Annotated in this window: 10 protein-coding genes; 3 read left to right on the forward strand and 7 right to left on the reverse strand. The window is 41.5% G+C overall.

Features of this window, described 5'->3' with window-relative positions; all coding sequences use genetic code 11:
- Positions 1 to 16: 16 nt before the first annotated feature.
- Positions 17 to 3,883, reverse strand: a complete 3,867-nt coding sequence (rpoB, locus tag RZO55_RS13285; protein ID WP_318064755.1) for a DNA-directed RNA polymerase subunit beta — start codon at positions 3,881 to 3,883, stop codon at positions 17 to 19.
- A gap of 208 nt (positions 3,884 to 4,091) precedes the next feature.
- Here rpoB and RZO55_RS13290 point away from each other — a divergent pair, with 208 nt between their 5' ends.
- Together RZO55_RS13290 and RZO55_RS13295 are read left to right on the forward strand one after the other, a co-directional pair.
- A complete protein-coding gene (locus RZO55_RS13290) occupies positions 4,092 to 4,541 on the forward strand; it encodes a hypothetical protein (protein ID WP_318064756.1) in 450 nt (149 codons plus the stop codon).
- A 230-nt stretch (positions 4,542 to 4,771) separates the two neighbouring features.
- Positions 4,772 to 5,392: a superoxide dismutase gene (locus tag RZO55_RS13295; protein ID WP_318064757.1), complete on the forward strand. Its 621-nt coding sequence runs from the start codon at positions 4,772 to 4,774 to the stop codon at positions 5,390 to 5,392.
- Between the two features lie 54 nt (positions 5,393 to 5,446).
- On the opposite strand, the gene RZO55_RS13300 is transcribed toward RZO55_RS13295, so the two are convergent.
- From RZO55_RS13300 to RZO55_RS13325, 6 genes are all read right to left on the reverse strand, one after another.
- Complete coding sequence (locus RZO55_RS13300; RefSeq protein WP_318064758.1) at positions 5,447 to 8,494, reverse strand: efflux RND transporter permease subunit; 3,048 nt, start codon at positions 8,492 to 8,494, stop codon at positions 5,447 to 5,449.
- A 1-nt stretch (position 8,495) separates the two neighbouring features.
- A complete protein-coding gene (locus RZO55_RS13305) occupies positions 8,496 to 9,554 on the reverse strand; it encodes an efflux RND transporter periplasmic adaptor subunit (protein ID WP_318064759.1) in 1,059 nt (352 codons plus the stop codon).
- A 55-nt stretch (positions 9,555 to 9,609) separates the two neighbouring features.
- Positions 9,610 to 10,833, reverse strand: coding sequence for a TolC family protein (locus RZO55_RS13310; RefSeq protein ID WP_318064760.1), 1,224 nt, complete (start codon positions 10,831 to 10,833; stop codon positions 9,610 to 9,612).
- A gap of 13 nt (positions 10,834 to 10,846) precedes the next feature.
- Positions 10,847 to 11,983: a TolC family protein gene (locus RZO55_RS13315; RefSeq protein WP_318064761.1), complete on the reverse strand. Its 1,137-nt coding sequence runs from the start codon at positions 11,981 to 11,983 to the stop codon at positions 10,847 to 10,849.
- On the reverse strand, positions 11,976 to 12,638 hold the full coding sequence (locus tag RZO55_RS13320; RefSeq protein ID WP_318064762.1) for a TetR/AcrR family transcriptional regulator: 663 nt from the start codon (positions 12,636 to 12,638) through the stop codon (positions 11,976 to 11,978). Before RZO55_RS13320 ends, RZO55_RS13315 begins: the two co-directional genes overlap by 8 nt.
- Positions 12,639 to 12,772: 134 nt before the next feature.
- Complete coding sequence (locus RZO55_RS13325) at positions 12,773 to 14,524, reverse strand: cell wall-binding protein (RefSeq protein WP_318064763.1); 1,752 nt, start codon at positions 14,522 to 14,524, stop codon at positions 12,773 to 12,775.
- 233 nt (positions 14,525 to 14,757) lie between these two features.
- Here RZO55_RS13325 and RZO55_RS13330 point away from each other — a divergent pair, with 233 nt between their 5' ends.
- Complete coding sequence (locus RZO55_RS13330) at positions 14,758 to 15,621, forward strand: tyrosine-type recombinase/integrase (RefSeq protein ID WP_318064764.1); 864 nt, start codon at positions 14,758 to 14,760, stop codon at positions 15,619 to 15,621.

Consider the following 15,621-nt stretch of genomic DNA (forward strand, 5'->3'; position numbering starts at 1 on the left):
GCGGTTCTCCCTTCTATTATTCTTCGTCTGAATCGTTAAGTTCTACGTCATCGAAATCCTCTAAAGAATCGTCGACACCGTCCGCTTCCTCTTCTTCATCAACATTTACCAGTTCAGCATCCTTGAATTCCTGTTTCTGATAACCGAATTCACCAAAAGATTCCTCGTCATGGTAATGTTTGTCGCCTTCAATGATGGATCTTAAATCAGTTTCTTCATAATCCATGCTTTCAGCAATCTGAACCTCTGTATTATCGTCGCGCAGCACTCTTACATCGAGAGCCAGAGACTGAAGCTCTTTTAACAATACCTTAAATGATTCCGGAATACCCGGCTCAGGAATATTTTCACCCTTAATGATAGCCTCATAGGTCTTCACACGTCCTACTACATCATCGGATTTCACTGTCATGATTTCCTGCAGTGTATAGGAAGCACCATAAGCCTCCAGGGCCCAAACCTCCATCTCTCCGAAACGCTGTCCGCCGAACTGTGCTTTACCGCCCAGTGGCTGCTGTGTAACCAGTGAGTATGGTCCTGTTGAACGTGCATGGATCTTATCATCAACCAGATGGTGCAGCTTCAGATAATGCATATGTCCAATGGTAACCTTACTGTCAAAAAATTCTCCGGTACGTCCGTCACGAAGGCGTACTTTTCCGTCTCTGGTGAGCGGAACACCTTTCCATAAGCCTCTGTGATCCAGATGTTCTCCCAGATATTCGATTACGTCAGGTCTTAAGGTATCTTTATATTTTTCCTGGAAATCTTCCCACTCCATATTTACGTAGTCGTTGGCTACATCCAGGGCATCCATAATATCAATCTCGTTAGCTCCGTCAAATACCGGTGTTGATACGTTAAATCCAAGTGCTCTTGCAGCAAGGCTTAAATGGATCTCCAGCACCTGACCGATGTTCATACGTGATGGCACGCCCAGAGGGTTTAATACGATATCAAGAGGGCGGCCGTTTGGAAGGAATGGCATATCTTCAACCGGAAGCACGCGGGAAACAACACCCTTGTTACCATGACGTCCAGCCATCTTATCACCAACAGAAATTTTTCTCTTCTGCGCGATGTAAATGCGGACTGTCTGATTAACGCCTGGTGAAAGTTCATCTCCATTTTCTCTGGTAAATACTTTTGCATCAACGATAATACCATATGCACCGTGAGGTACCTTTAAGGAAGTATCGCGGACTTCTCTCGCCTTCTCACCGAAAATCGCACGCAGCAGTCTCTCTTCTGCAGTCAGTTCTGTCTCTCCCTTAGGAGTAACCTTTCCGACCAGAATATCTCCTGCACGGACTTCTGCACCGATACGGATTATTCCTCTTTCATCTAAATCCTTTAACGCATCCTCACCGACACCAGGAACATCTCGTGTGATCTCTTCCGGTCCCAGCTTGGTGTCACGGGCTTCTGCCTCATATTCTTCAATGTGGACAGAAGTATAAACGTCTTCCTGCACCAGTCTCTCACTTAAGAGAACCGCATCCTCGTAGTTATAACCTTCCCAGGTCATGAATCCGATCAGTGGATTCTTGCCCAGGGCGATCTCGCCTTTTTGTGTTGAAGGACCGTCAGCAATAACATCTCCCTTTGCCACATGGTTATTCTTAAATACGATTGGCTTCTGGTTGTAGCAGTTGGACTGGTTGCTTCTCTTAAACTTGGTTAAACGGTAAACATCTTTTCCGCCGTCGGAATCACGTTTGATAATGATCTCGTTGGAAGCGGAACGCTCAACCACACCAGAGTTTCTTGCAACAACACACACACCGGAGTCAACAGCAGCCTTGGACTCCATACCGGTTCCTACAACAGGTGCATCGGTAGTGAGCAGCGGCACGGCCTGACGCTGCATGTTTGATCCCATGAGCGCACGGTTAGCATCGTCGTTCTCCAGGAAAGGAATCATAGCAGTCGCTACGGAAAATACCATCTTCGGAGAAACGTCCATTAAATCAATATTCTTTCTCTGGAATTCGGATGTCTCCTCACGGAAACGTCCGGAAATATTCTTATGAACGAAGTGTCCCTCTTCGTCAATCGGCTCATTCGCCTGAGCAACTACAAAGTTATCTTCTTCATCTGCGGTCAAATAAATAACTTCATCGGTAACCACCGGGTTGTTTACATCTATTTTATCTACAACACGGTACGGAGCTTCGACAAAACCGTACTGATTCACTCTCGCATAAGTAGCAAGGGAGTTGATCAGACCGATGTTAGGACCTTCTGGCGTCTCAATAGGGCACATACGTCCGTAATGAGTATAGTGAACGTCTCGAACCTCGAATCCGGCACGGTCTCTGGAAAGACCTCCAGGCCCTAAGGCTGATAAACGTCTTTTATGGGTAAGCTCAGCAAGCGGGTTATTCTGATCCATGAACTGGGACAGCTGGGAACTGCCGAAGAATTCCTTAACAGCCGCAGTTACCGGCTTGATATTAATCAAAGACTGAGGTGTAATGCCATCCATATCCTGTGTCGTCATACGTTCACGTACAACACGTTCCATTCTTGACAGACCGATCCGGTACTGGTTCTGGAGGAGTTCTCCTACCGCACGGATTCTTCTGTTGCCCAGATGATCGATGTCATCTGCGTTACCGACTTCTTCTTCCAGATGCATATTGTAGTTGATGGAAGCAAGAATATCTTCCTTCGTAACATGCTTCGGAATCAGCTCATTCACATGTCTGTGAATTGCCTTCTTCAATGCTTCTTCGTCGTCACTTCCAACTTCTGACAGGATTTTTTCGAGAGCAGGATAGAATACTAATTCTGTAATCCCTGCTTCCTTCGGATCAAATTTAACATGGGCTGACAAGTCAACCATTAAGTTGGAGAGGACTTTCTGTTTGTGCTCCACTCCTTCCAGCCATACGAAAGGAACAGCTGCGTTCTGGATATCTGTTGCCAGCTGCTTGTCTACAGTTGTTCCAGCCTCTGCTAAAATTTCACCGGTTGTGGTATCTACCACATCCTCAGTCAGAACATGACCGGTAATACGGTTTTTAAAATGAAGCTTTTTATTGAATTTATATCGTCCGACTTTGGCCAGATCGTACCGTCTTGGGTCAAAGAACATACTATTTAACAAACTTTCAGCACTATCAACAGATAAAGGCTCACCTGGGCGGATCTTTTTATATAATTCCAATAAGCCATCCTGGTAATTATCAGAAGTATCTTTACCAAAGCTGGCCAATAATTTGGGTTCCTCACCAAACAGTTCAATGATCTCTGCATTGGTACCATAACCAAGTGCACGGATCAGAACGGTTACGGGAACCTTTCTGGTTCTGTCCACACGTACGTAGAAGATGTCATTGGAGTCAGTCTCATACTCCAGCCATGCACCACGGTTTGGAATTACCGTACATGAATATAATTCCTTACCTACCTTGTCGTGTTCGATACCATAATATATACCTGGGGAACGTACCAGCTGGCTAACAATTACACGTTCGGCACCGTTGATCACGAAGGATCCGGTATCTGTCATAAGCGGAAGATCACCCATGAAGATCTCATGTTCATTAATTTCATCTTTATCTTTATTGCAAAGCCTTACCTTTACCTTTAAAGGAGCTGCGTAAGTTGCATCTCGTTCTTTGCATTCTTCTATTGTGTACTTGATGTCATCCTTACATAATGTAAAATCGACAAACTCAAGACTTAAGTGTCCAGCAAAGTCTGCAATTGGAGAGATGTCTTCAAAGACTTCCTTCAATCCTTCATCAAGGAACCACTGATAGGAATTCTTCTGAATCTCAATCAGGTTTGGCATCTCAAGCACTTCTTTTTGTCTTGAGAAGCTCATTCTCAGGCTCTTACCGGCCGGGACCGGACGCATTCTGCTTTTCTCCATTGACGTTTCACCCCTGTTTTCTTTCTAATCAATTCTGTTTTGGGCATAAATGTCCCATTAAGGCACACAAAGCCACAATAGTGCACATTCCATAATATCATAGTGCTGTCAAGGTGTCAAGCATTTTTTACTTGTATTTCCCAATAAAATGTGTTATACTATTACAGATAGGCCCAATTTACAATATGAACTATTGGAGGTATTCCCGGTGAGCACATTTTTAAACGTATTATTAGTGATTCTTTTCATCGTAGTGATAGCTCTGGCAGTCCTTTACTTTCTTGGAAGAAAGCTGGAAAAGCGTCAGGTAGAACAGCAGCAGGCATTGGAAGCTGCGGCACAGACCGTTTCCATGCTTGTGATCGATAAGAAAAAGATGAGGCTAAAGGATGCCGGGCTCCCGAAAATCGTGTATGATCAAACGCCAAAGTACATGCGCCGTACAAAGCTGCCGATCGTAAAGGCAAAGGTCGGACCAAAGGTTATGACGTTAATAGCAGATGCAAAGGTATTTGACGTACTTCCTGTTAAGACAGAGGCAAAGGTTGTGATAAGCGGTATCTACATAACCGAAATCAAAAGCCTTCGCGGCAAAGCAGTTCCCCCGACGCCAAAGAAGAAGTCTTTTTGGGACAGGTTTAAAAAGAAAAAAATTTAGACCATGTTACGATTCCTATCACCGGAACGTCTGTGATAGATGCCGATGAGCGATTAAATTCGTCCATCGGCATTTTTATTGCTCTTTAATGAAAATAATTCAAAAATGTCAGATAAATCTATTGACATACAGGAAATATATGATATAATCAAGCCACAAGGCAGTTAGCAATAACTAACCGAACTTCAAAATCAAATTTATATAAATGAAAACCCGAAAGGAGAACTATTATGTTTAATCAAATTTTATTACCTTATAAATATGAAGCTTTAGAACCCCATATCGATGCACTTACAATGGAAACACATTATTCCAAGCATCACGCTGCTTATACAAAGAACTTAAATGATGCGGCTCAGATTGCAGGAGTTGAAAATATGGATATTGTTTCCCTTCTCTCTTCTCTGGATCAGATTCCGGATGAAGCCTTAAGAAAAACTATCAGGAACAATGGCGGCGGCTTTTATAATCATAACTTATACTTCTCTGCTATGAGTCCTGATGGAGGCGGAGAACCGGAAGGTCCATTAAAAGCAGCTCTAGATGATGCTTTTGGTAGTTACTCACAGTTTAAGGTCCAGTTAAGTGCACTGGCAGCCGGACAATTTGGATCTGGCTGGGGTTGGTTATCCGCCGATAAGGCTGGAAAGCTTCATCTGTCAGCAAGCCCTAATCAGGATAATCCACTGATGGAAGGAGGCGGTATGGTACCTATTCTGGGAATTGACGTCTGGGAACATGCTTACTATCTGAAGTATCGGAATTTAAGAGCTGACTACATCAAGGCATTCTTCGATGTGGTAAACTGGAAAGAAGTTTCGAATAATTATGATAAAGTGATAAAAGGTTAAGAACATAATTTTGAGGAGGGAAAACAAAACTGTTTTCCCTCCTTAACTCATTTATTAATCACATATGAGGTCACCTTCACCTCCGATTTTCTTACGCCCTAATCTGTAAACAAATCGGTAAAATGCAGGAAGTAAAAGAAGTATCAGAGCGGTGGATGCAAGCAGTCCTCCTACGTTAACTAATGCGAGTCCCTGCATCATCTTACCGGATTTACCATATGCCAGCGCATTGGGGACCATGGATATAATGGTAGTTAAGGTAGTCATAAAAATAGGTCTCATACGGATTGCACCCGCTTCCACCAGAGCTCTGTCTAATGACATTTCTTCAATCATTTGGTTAACCGTCTCCACATAGAGAATACCATTATTTACAACAGTGCCCACAAGCATCAGAAATCCCAGCATGGATACCATGTCAATGGGTGCACCTGCAGAAAATAATAAGCCGAAGGAACCGATCAGACTAAATGGAATTGAGGTCATTACCATTGCAGAATATTTCGGTGACTCAAACTGAATTGCCATAACTATAAATACTAAAAAGACGCCAGTAAACAAGGCTCTTCCCAATGCCCCAAGCTCTTCATTTATTATTTTATCCAGATCATTGGTCATGGGCTTCACTCCTGCAGGAAGCTTCCAGTCTTTAACAAATTTCTTTACATCATTCTTGGCCGTTTTTAAATACTCGGACTGAGGCTGCATGGTAATTGCAACTTTGTACTGTTTATTCTTCCGTTCAATCTGCTGAGGGCTGTCTTTATAATAGATATCAGCCAGATCGCTTAGCGGAAGTGTTGTTCCCGCAGCAGTTGTAATCATCATTCCCTGCAGTTCTTCTATGGCATCATACTTATCGGGAGCATACTCAATCTTAACATCGATATCTTCTCCGTCAACACGAATCGTTGATGATTTAACCCCACTTAAAGCAGAATAAACATTAGAACCGATGACAGCTGGAGTCAGCCCCTCTGCCTGAGCTTTTACCGGATCAATACGTACCTTTATAACAGGTGCTGCGTTTTCCACACTTGAATGAACCTGCATGACATCTTTTCTTTTCCGCAGTTCTGTCACTAATTCTGAACTGGCCTTTTTCAGTGTTTCATAATTGGTACTTTGGAGATCGACCTCTATTTCATCACCTGACTTCATGGTGCTGGACATGGTACTGCTTCCTTCTTTTAAGGTTACGGAGCTGTCTTTAAAATCAGTCAGCTGTACTCTCCACTTATCGATTACCTGATCCGTGGTCTGCTTTCTGTCATCTTTCAGATAGGCATTTAAGGTTATAGCAGTTGAATCTATACTAAGTCCCCCTGAACCATACGTCACAAGATAATGATCCACATTTTCATCTTTTGTAACAAATTCTTCCATTCCTGCCAGAGACTGATTCATTGCATCAATGGAAAGGCCTGGTTTCATCTTTATTGTCATACTGACGATACCTTCATCCACCGTTGTCATCAGATCAACTCTCAGCTTTGATGCCATTCCAAAGGCAATTGCCAAAAGCAGGATGCTGACAGTAAACACCAGTTTTGTCTTTGTTATAACATAAGGCATATGCTTTCTATAAAAATTCTGCAAAGACTTGATAAGGCCGTTTACCGGTGCCTTTTCTTTCTCTGCCGGATGCCAGTGTACAAAGCTTAAAGGAACAATGGTTACTGCAGAGAACAAAGATGCAACCATGCAAAAAACAATCGTATAACCCAGCTGTCTGAAAAGCTGCCCTGACATACCGGTTAAAAATACCAGAGGAAGAAATACCACGCAGGTTGTAATCGTACCACCTGTAATGGAACCGATCATAATCCGGCTGCCTTCAATGGCAGCATCATAATAATTTCTGGTTTCTTTTGCACGAAAACAGCCATCTAAAACATTAATGGAGTTATCAACCATCATACCCACCCCCAGAACCAGTGAGGTCAGTGAGATAACATTTAAGGAAAAGCCCATGGCACTCATGCAGATTAGTGACAGTACCACAGATATCGGAATAGAAGTACCAACTATAACAGAAGCACGAAGGTCTCCGTAAAACAGCCACAATATTATCATGGAGAGGATAATTGCCATGATCATGGTCTGAACTACATTTGAGATTGATTCCCTGATGACATCGCTGGAATCATTGACAACTGTTATCTGTATTCCAGGATTAACAGCTAAAGTGCTGGCGATTTGTTCAGATACCTGTTTGGAAACATCAATAGCAGTGGAATCTGACTGTTTCTTTATATCCAGTGAAATAATATTTTCTCCGTTGTAACGTCCGATGGACTCCTCTTCTTCCAGAGCATCATACACCTCAGCAATATCCGATAAATGAATGGTATCTCCATTGTCTAACGGAATTGCAATTTTTTTAAGGCTGTCTGTATTGTCATAGTCATTTCCTGCACTGACGTTCAGCTTTTGCCTTCCCACATCAATATCACCAGCGGGAATCGTAAAATCTGCAGCACCAACAATCTGGGCAACTGTCTGCATATTAAGGTGATACTGTTTCATTTTTTCCGGATCCAGCTGAACACTTACGTAACTTTTTTGTCCTCCGGAAACAGAAACCTCGCTGACAGAACTGAGCTTTTCAAATTCCGGAACAATTTTGTTATCCACATATGTATATAGATTCTGTCCCACATTTCCACTGACCGCAAGTGTTACTGCAGCACCTGATGTAAGGTTAAGCTCCAGTATTCTGGGTTCCTCTATATTTTTAGGCATATCATTGCGGATTCCATCAATTGCTTTTTTTAAGTTAATATAAGCAGTATCTATATTCGTTCCATATTTATACTTTACCAATAAAATAGATACGTTATCTTTTGAATAAGAATTAATTGTATCAACGCTGTCAAGAGATGATATGGCATCCTCCTGCTTGGTTGTAATTAAGTCATTGATATCCTCTGGACTGGCACCAGCATAAACGGTACCAATAACCAGCATGGGAAGATCCATTTCAGGGGTAAGCTCCACTTTAGTCCCTAATAAGGACTGAATGCCAAAATAAGCAATCGTAATCAGACAGAGGATAATAGTCACAGGCCTTCTTACCGCGAATTTTGTTAAATTAACCATATTATTCACCTTCTTCCAGCAAAACCTCTGCTCCATCAATCAGTTCATTGCTCCAGCTGGTAATTACAAGGCTGTCATTTGTAATTCCTGATTTTATTTCCATTTTATCTTTGTCATATATTCCTGTGGAAATTTCTGTTTTGTGGGAAATTCCATTTTCGTAACAGTAAACAAATGGTACTCCTGCATCATAGCTTACCGCATCCACTGGAATTGTCATGACTCCTGCTGCCTTGCTCATAACAACCGTAATCTTGACCCGCGTTCCTGTGGTCAGGCCCTTTGAATCAGCAAGCAGCGCCTTTACATCATAAAGACCGGTCCCGGAATTAACAACGGAACTGATTTCTGTTACTGTTCCTTCATATTTCACTCCATTTTTTTCTACTGATACGGAATCGTTGACTGTCATATTCTGCAACGTTTTTTCCGTAATTCCAAACTGTATCTGTATTTGGTTTGTTCCTGAAATTTTACAGATTTCCGAGCCGACGGTAATATTATCATGTGGTTCAACCGTCCGTGACTCAACAACACCGCTTATAGGTGCTGTCACTGTCGTGTACTTAAGCTGCAGGTCATATTGGTTTTTTGCTGCCTCATATGCCAGCCTTGCATTGTTTGCCCCATTTTGAGCCTGTTCCAAAGACTGATGGGATACCGCGCCTGTAGAATAAAGCGCCTCTGTTCGGGCGAGTGTGTTTTGACTGTCGGTAACTGATATTGCTGCAGAATCCACGTTTATTTTTAAAGTAGTTAAAGCATCTGAATCAATTTTGCAAAGTGGCTGGCCCGCCTCAACCATATCTCCTGCACGAAAATAAACTTCAAGTACTTCCCCGTTCATTTTAGGCATCACATTGGCTTTCAGCTCAGGCTCTACCGTTCCTGTTAAATCTGTATATAAGGTTATATCCCCGGACTGAGGCTTCTCTGCCGACACAAGCGGCCGTGTCTCAAACGGAACCTCTTCCTTTTTTTTCCCAAAAATGCTAATTAAAGTGATAATGACGGCAATTATGATAACCGCAGCGAGAACCAGTTTTTTCCTACTCTTCATCTCATTTTCCTTTCTCAAAATCCCTTGATGTAAATTCAAGCCAATCATCTGAGTTTTAAATATCCAACAGCCCTTCTGTCGCCCAATAATACAGCTCCATAGCCTGGCGCAGAGAAAGATCTGCATTTGTTTTTTCTCCCTCTGCCTGATAGTAAGACAACATCTGTCCCAGGTATTCAATCTGACTTATGGAACCATTCTGCAGCTGGATTTCAGCTGCATTTTTTATAACCACAGCCTGATCATATGCAGTAAGAGCTGCCTCATAGTTTTTCTTTTTTTCCATAATCTCCTGATACAGCTGTTCTATTTCAATAGACAGATTTTGTTCTGTCTGTTCCTCATTTCGAAACTTTGATTTCACTCGAGTCGTGCTTCTGTCCGTTTTTTTATGGCGTTCATCAATAAGCGTATAATTATTGCAGATTGCCTTAGCTGTATCTTCCTGCAGATTCAATTCTTCTATTTTGCTTAGATCAACTGGGGAGATGGACTGTATCTGCGGTATGCTTTCTGCCGGCCAGCCAGTCAGAAGTTTCAGTGTCGCCCCCAGACTATCCACGGTATTATTAAGATTTTCAAGAGAACTTTCAGCATTCAGGAGATTTTTTTTTGCAGCTGTCACATCTGCCTCCGTAGCCATTCCCAGATTTTGCATGGAGACAGTCGCAGAATAAAGCTTTCCATACATCTCCTCCATGGTCTGCAGTGTCTTTAGCTGGGCCGCTGCCATATTATAGCCAATCATCGCCTGCTGGGCACCGCTTGTCAGCTGTTTTTCTCCTTTTCTCACCGGTTCATAGGAAGAGGCATCAGGTCTGGTATTATATTTGTAAGCCCTGCTGATCTTGTCACCGGCACTTTTCATTGCCTTTTCATAGGCCCGGAGAGTGGCATAAAGGGTCTGGCCTTCCTTGGTGGAAAGTCCGCCCTCATCCTTTAAATCCTCCGCACCATCTTTATAATCCCTGGAATCCTTATAGGCTGCCATATACTGGTCTTTCACATCGTCCATAGCAGAGCAGTACATTTCATTTGCAGAAATCATATCAGGATTAAATAATTTAATCCTGTCACCCAGTTCCTCATACTCTAAAATATTGTCCTGAAGCATTTCCCACTGTTCTTCATCATACCCGTCCGGAGCGGCATTTTCCGCTTTTCCAGGCTCCTTCGTTCCAGCTGCAAATGCCGGAAGTGACATGATATTCCCTGTAATGGAAACAAGAACTGTTATAAGCAGCACGGTCTGCCTCATGTTTTTTGTATTCCGATGCATGGTATTCTCCTCCTTACTGAACTGATGCCATACCATTTACCGACCAGTCATACATTTCCATGGTCCAAAACCAGTCCATATCAGCTATTTTTAATGCATCCTGTTTTTTCTCATAATCTGTCTGCTGCTGTAAATACTCAAGCTGGCCAATGGATCCCAATTGTTTTTTCTGATATGCAATTTCCATTTGACTTGTTGATTCCTCAAATGCACTTTGGGCCTCCTTGTAAGCAATCTGAGCCTGCAGAACATCCCGGTATTTTTTATCAAGATCCGTACCTATTTTATCTTTGATATCCTTTATTTTAATCCGATAAGAGTCTTTCACCACTTCTGATACTGCATTTTCCAGCTTCCTCTGGTTTATCTTTCGTTCATAATTATTATTAACCGCCGCAGGATAATCTGCATCGGGATTCATAATGGATATTCTGGCAGGATCGGCTGCCGGCACTGGTCTCATATCCGGCGAGTCCTGGTATCCCCACCCCAGCATGACACAGAGTGATTTCCTTAATTTACTAATAGAAGCATCTGTCTGTATGATGGCAGCCTCTGTCTTCTTAAGATTATTTCTTGCATTCAGAACTTCCACATCCGTTGAAGATCCAATCTCTCTTTGCACTTCAGTCACACGCAGCTTCTCTGTAAGCATCTTCTCATTCTGCTTTAATTCTTCCAGGTTAAGAATGGACTTATAATAGGAAACCATATTTGACTGAGCCATAATAGACAGATTTTTTTCTGTCTGGAGGTTGGAATAGCGCATTACCTCTAAGTCAAAGACATTATCATCTGCCTTTTTCTCCAACGACCGGGCCTGTGCCTCTGCCATGGCATCAGACAGGTCATCATCCCCCGTTATTCTTGATCGCAGATCAGCTGCATCATTGCGATAGGACCGTGCTACATCATCCGCCGAAGGATCATCTCTCTGTTTGGAATATTCCACCTGGTTACTTAAAACCGTTGCATTGTATTCATGAACTAAATCCTCAATTTCCTGGTATTCCATTGTATTATCGCGAAGTTTTTCCCACTCTGCATCGGAACGGGAAAACGCTGGGCTTGCATATGCTGGTTTTGAATGGGACAGCAAAACTGCCGATAAAAGAATTAGTACAAATTGCTTCTTTTTTCCATTAAACATTACTATTACTCCTATCCTGTCTTTTTAGTGTGTTCTGGCGAACCCCTTCTTCTACAATCTTAAACTGATATTTAATCCCATTAAGAACTTCATCAATATCTGCCGACTCCATAAAATACATCGCCATGGATTTCGCCACAAGAAAAAGCAGAAGCTCCAAAAGATCTGAAAGTTCCTTTGCACTTAAAACCGGACAGATATTATGATCCAGCTTATTGAAACAGCAACGGATTAGTTCCTGCTCTTTCTTATTTTTGTAGAATAATTCTTTGAACCCTATGATACTTGTTTCAGTCATCAGCTTTTCATTTAAAAATATATTTCTGTAAAATACAAAATCCTCCTGTTCCCGCCCAAAATGAATCAGCATCAGGATTGCATTCCAAAATACCTGATAAATATTTCCTTCACATAACTCCAGATTCTGAAAAAACCACCGTTTGCAGGAGTCCTGAAAATCACGGAGAAGATAAGCAAGCAAATCTTCCTTATCTTCAAAATATGTATAGAAACTCCCTCTGGAGATATCCGCCTCTTTAATAATCTGGTTAATAGAGACATCAGAAAAGGAAAATCTGGAAAACTCGTAAATTGCTGCCCGTTTTATTTTTTCACGCTTTAGATCAGGCAAATGTAAAAAACGCTGTGTTGGCATAAATCCTTCCACCTTCTTAATTATAAAAAATTCGTAAACTTTATTAAAAAAATGACAGCTTGTCATCTTATAGTCAAAACCTATGGCGGAAATTTTCCGCCATAGGTTTATATAATATCTTTATCAGAGCTCAATTAGCTTTCTACGTAGAGAGATACGATATCATTTCCCTTCTGATCATAGCAGCGGTCACTGCCATCTTTTGCTTTGTGTTTATTCTTCTGAACAGTACCAGAGGTATTCACAAGCTTATAGGTAATTCCGGCTTTTTTAGCCGCGTCGGAGTTAACCTTATAATATTCGTCATATTTGTCTTTGGAAGACAACATAGCGTTATCTTTTACAAGCCAGCTCTTGCCATCAGCACTTGCCTTGCCTTCTTTCTCCAGATCTTCCATGAACTCGTCTGTATCAAGAATGCTGTATCTTGTCTTTGTAACTCCGTCTTCTTTTGTCTCTTTGATTTTAACTACAGAGTACTTATCATCTTTATCTGCCTTTAAAAGCATACCGGCCATATAGTACTTGTTATCATCAACGCCTGTCTTGCCTGCACCCTTAAAAGTACCGGACTTGTTAAAGAAGAAGTTGAAAGATTCACCGTCAATTTCAACATTCTGCTTATTTGTCTTCATGGATCCATCGCTTCCACTGCCGAAGTTATATAAGTAGTAGCCTTGATCCAGCCAGTAATTTGCATTGTCCTTGAAACGGTCTTTTGTATCAAATGGGAAATCATCATCATCATCATCAATAATGTTAACAATATCTTTATTAGGGTTGTTATCCTCAAATTTATAGAATTTCATACCGCTCTTCATTCTTCCATTTGAATCAAACGCGTACTTTTTGCCATTAATGGTTTTGATTTCACCGGCAACCAGCTGTCCATCGTTGTCTGAATAATACCAATAATCCTCATCATCATTATATTTCTCTAAATGAAGATTCTCATCTGGTACAACTTTAAACCAACCCTTGGTTAATCTTGCTCCATCTTCAGGAGAGCCGAAATATCTCCATTCTCTGGTGTAATCATTGGCGCCCTGACCGGAAGAAGCTGTAGCAGCAGTTGCTTTTGAAGTTGTTGCAGCTGCATCCCAGAGAATCCATTCTGCATTCATACGGCCCCACTCATCAAAGCTGTATTTCTTGCCGTTGATGGTTTTTCCGTCTTTATTTGTCTGCTTCTTACCATTGTTCTTGAACCAGAACCAACGCTCCTGTTCTTCATCATCAAATATATTATGACTGGAAACTCTTCCGTTGCCATCTTTTCCGGCATCGTCATAATCACTGTCTTTAATATTAATGTTTGCCCACCCGATGGTTTTAGCGCCGTCATTTTCTTTGCCGCAGTAATAAATTCCCTCTTTCCATGCGTCATCGCCGGTTTCTCTTTCACCATCGTTGTTGACCCAGCCGTAAAGCATCTTTCCATCATCGTCAAAGATATACTCTTTGCCATTAATACTTTTGAAGGAAGCATTATCACTACTGGTAGAACTCTTGTAAGCTTTACCATTTGATCCGAAATAGTACCAGTGATTTACAGGTTCTTCATCATCGTCACCGCCGTCATAGTTATCATTCTCCATGGATACCCATTTGTTGTTTACCATAGCCCCGTTTTCATCTACATAATAGTAATCATCATTGTATTCAACAATAATATCGGTAGCCATCTCGCCGCTGTCATTTAAGTAGAACCAGTTGTCACCAGACTTTGCCCACTTCTCGGTTTCTTTATCTCCGCTTCTGTTGTAGTACACCCATGTACCGTTTTCTTCCTGCCAGCCGGTAGCTGCAAAAGAAGACATGGACGCACCTAATGCCAGCAGTGCTGCTGTAGATAATACAGCAACTAATTTAGTCTGCTTTCTCATAATTAATGCACTCTCCTTTTTTTCTTTTTGAAATATTTTAGGTGAAATTCCTAATTGCATCACAAAACCATTATACTTCTAATATTGGAAATTATCGAAAGTAAGCCCATATTTACATGCTATTTATGCTTTATTTTTACTATTTTTTCGAATTTTTCTTGATTTTTTTATAAACAGTTTATATACTTGTGTTAAACTGTTTATTGATTGATCCCAGAAGGAGATGGAAGAATATGACGAACGAAAAAAGTACGAATGAAATTTCAAAAGAGAACAAAAGCGTCGTCGATCAGAGCCTGGAGGATTTCCAGGAATATTTAAAAGTCAACAATATGTCTGTGAATACTATCCACGTATATTTATTTGCAGTCAGACAGTTTCTTGAACGTTATCATGTAATCAGCCATGACAATCTGATGCTTTATAAGTGTTATTTGATGGAGCACTACAAACCGCAGACAGTAAATTTAAGGATCCGGGCGCTGAATTGTTATATGGAATCTTTAAAACTTTCTACCTCCAAGATGCTGATGATACGCATCCAGCAGAAAACATTTCTGGAGAACATTATCAGTCAGGCGGACTATGAATATCTGAAAAGCTGCCTCATCCGGGATGGAAATATGCTGTACTATTTTGTGGTACGGTTTATAGCCGCTACCGGAGTGCGCGTCAGTGAACTTGTAATGGCAAAAGTGGAACATGTAAAATGCGGATACATGGATATCTACTCCAAAGATAATAAAATACGAAGAGTTTACTTCCCAAAAAATCTGCGTGTGGAAGCACTTAAATGGCTGAGTCAGATCAACCGTGTCAGCGGCTATATTTTTTTGAACCGCTACGGCGAACCTATCACTCCAGCCGGCATACGGGGACAGTTGAAAAAATTCACCGTTTTATACGGACTGGATCCGAAGGTCGTCTACCCTCACTCCTTCCGCCATAGATTTGCTAAGAATTTTATTGAGAAATGTGGAGATATTTCCATGCTATCTGATATTCTGGGCCATGAAAGCATCGAAACTACGAGAATTTATCTGCATAGAAGCAGTACAGAACAAAAACAGATTGTAAATCAGATTGTGAATTGGTAA

Origin of the sequence: Clostridium boliviensis, assembly GCF_033342255.1 — a bacterium.
Classification (GTDB): Bacteria; Bacillota; Clostridia; order Lachnospirales; family Lachnospiraceae; genus Lacrimispora; species Lacrimispora boliviensis.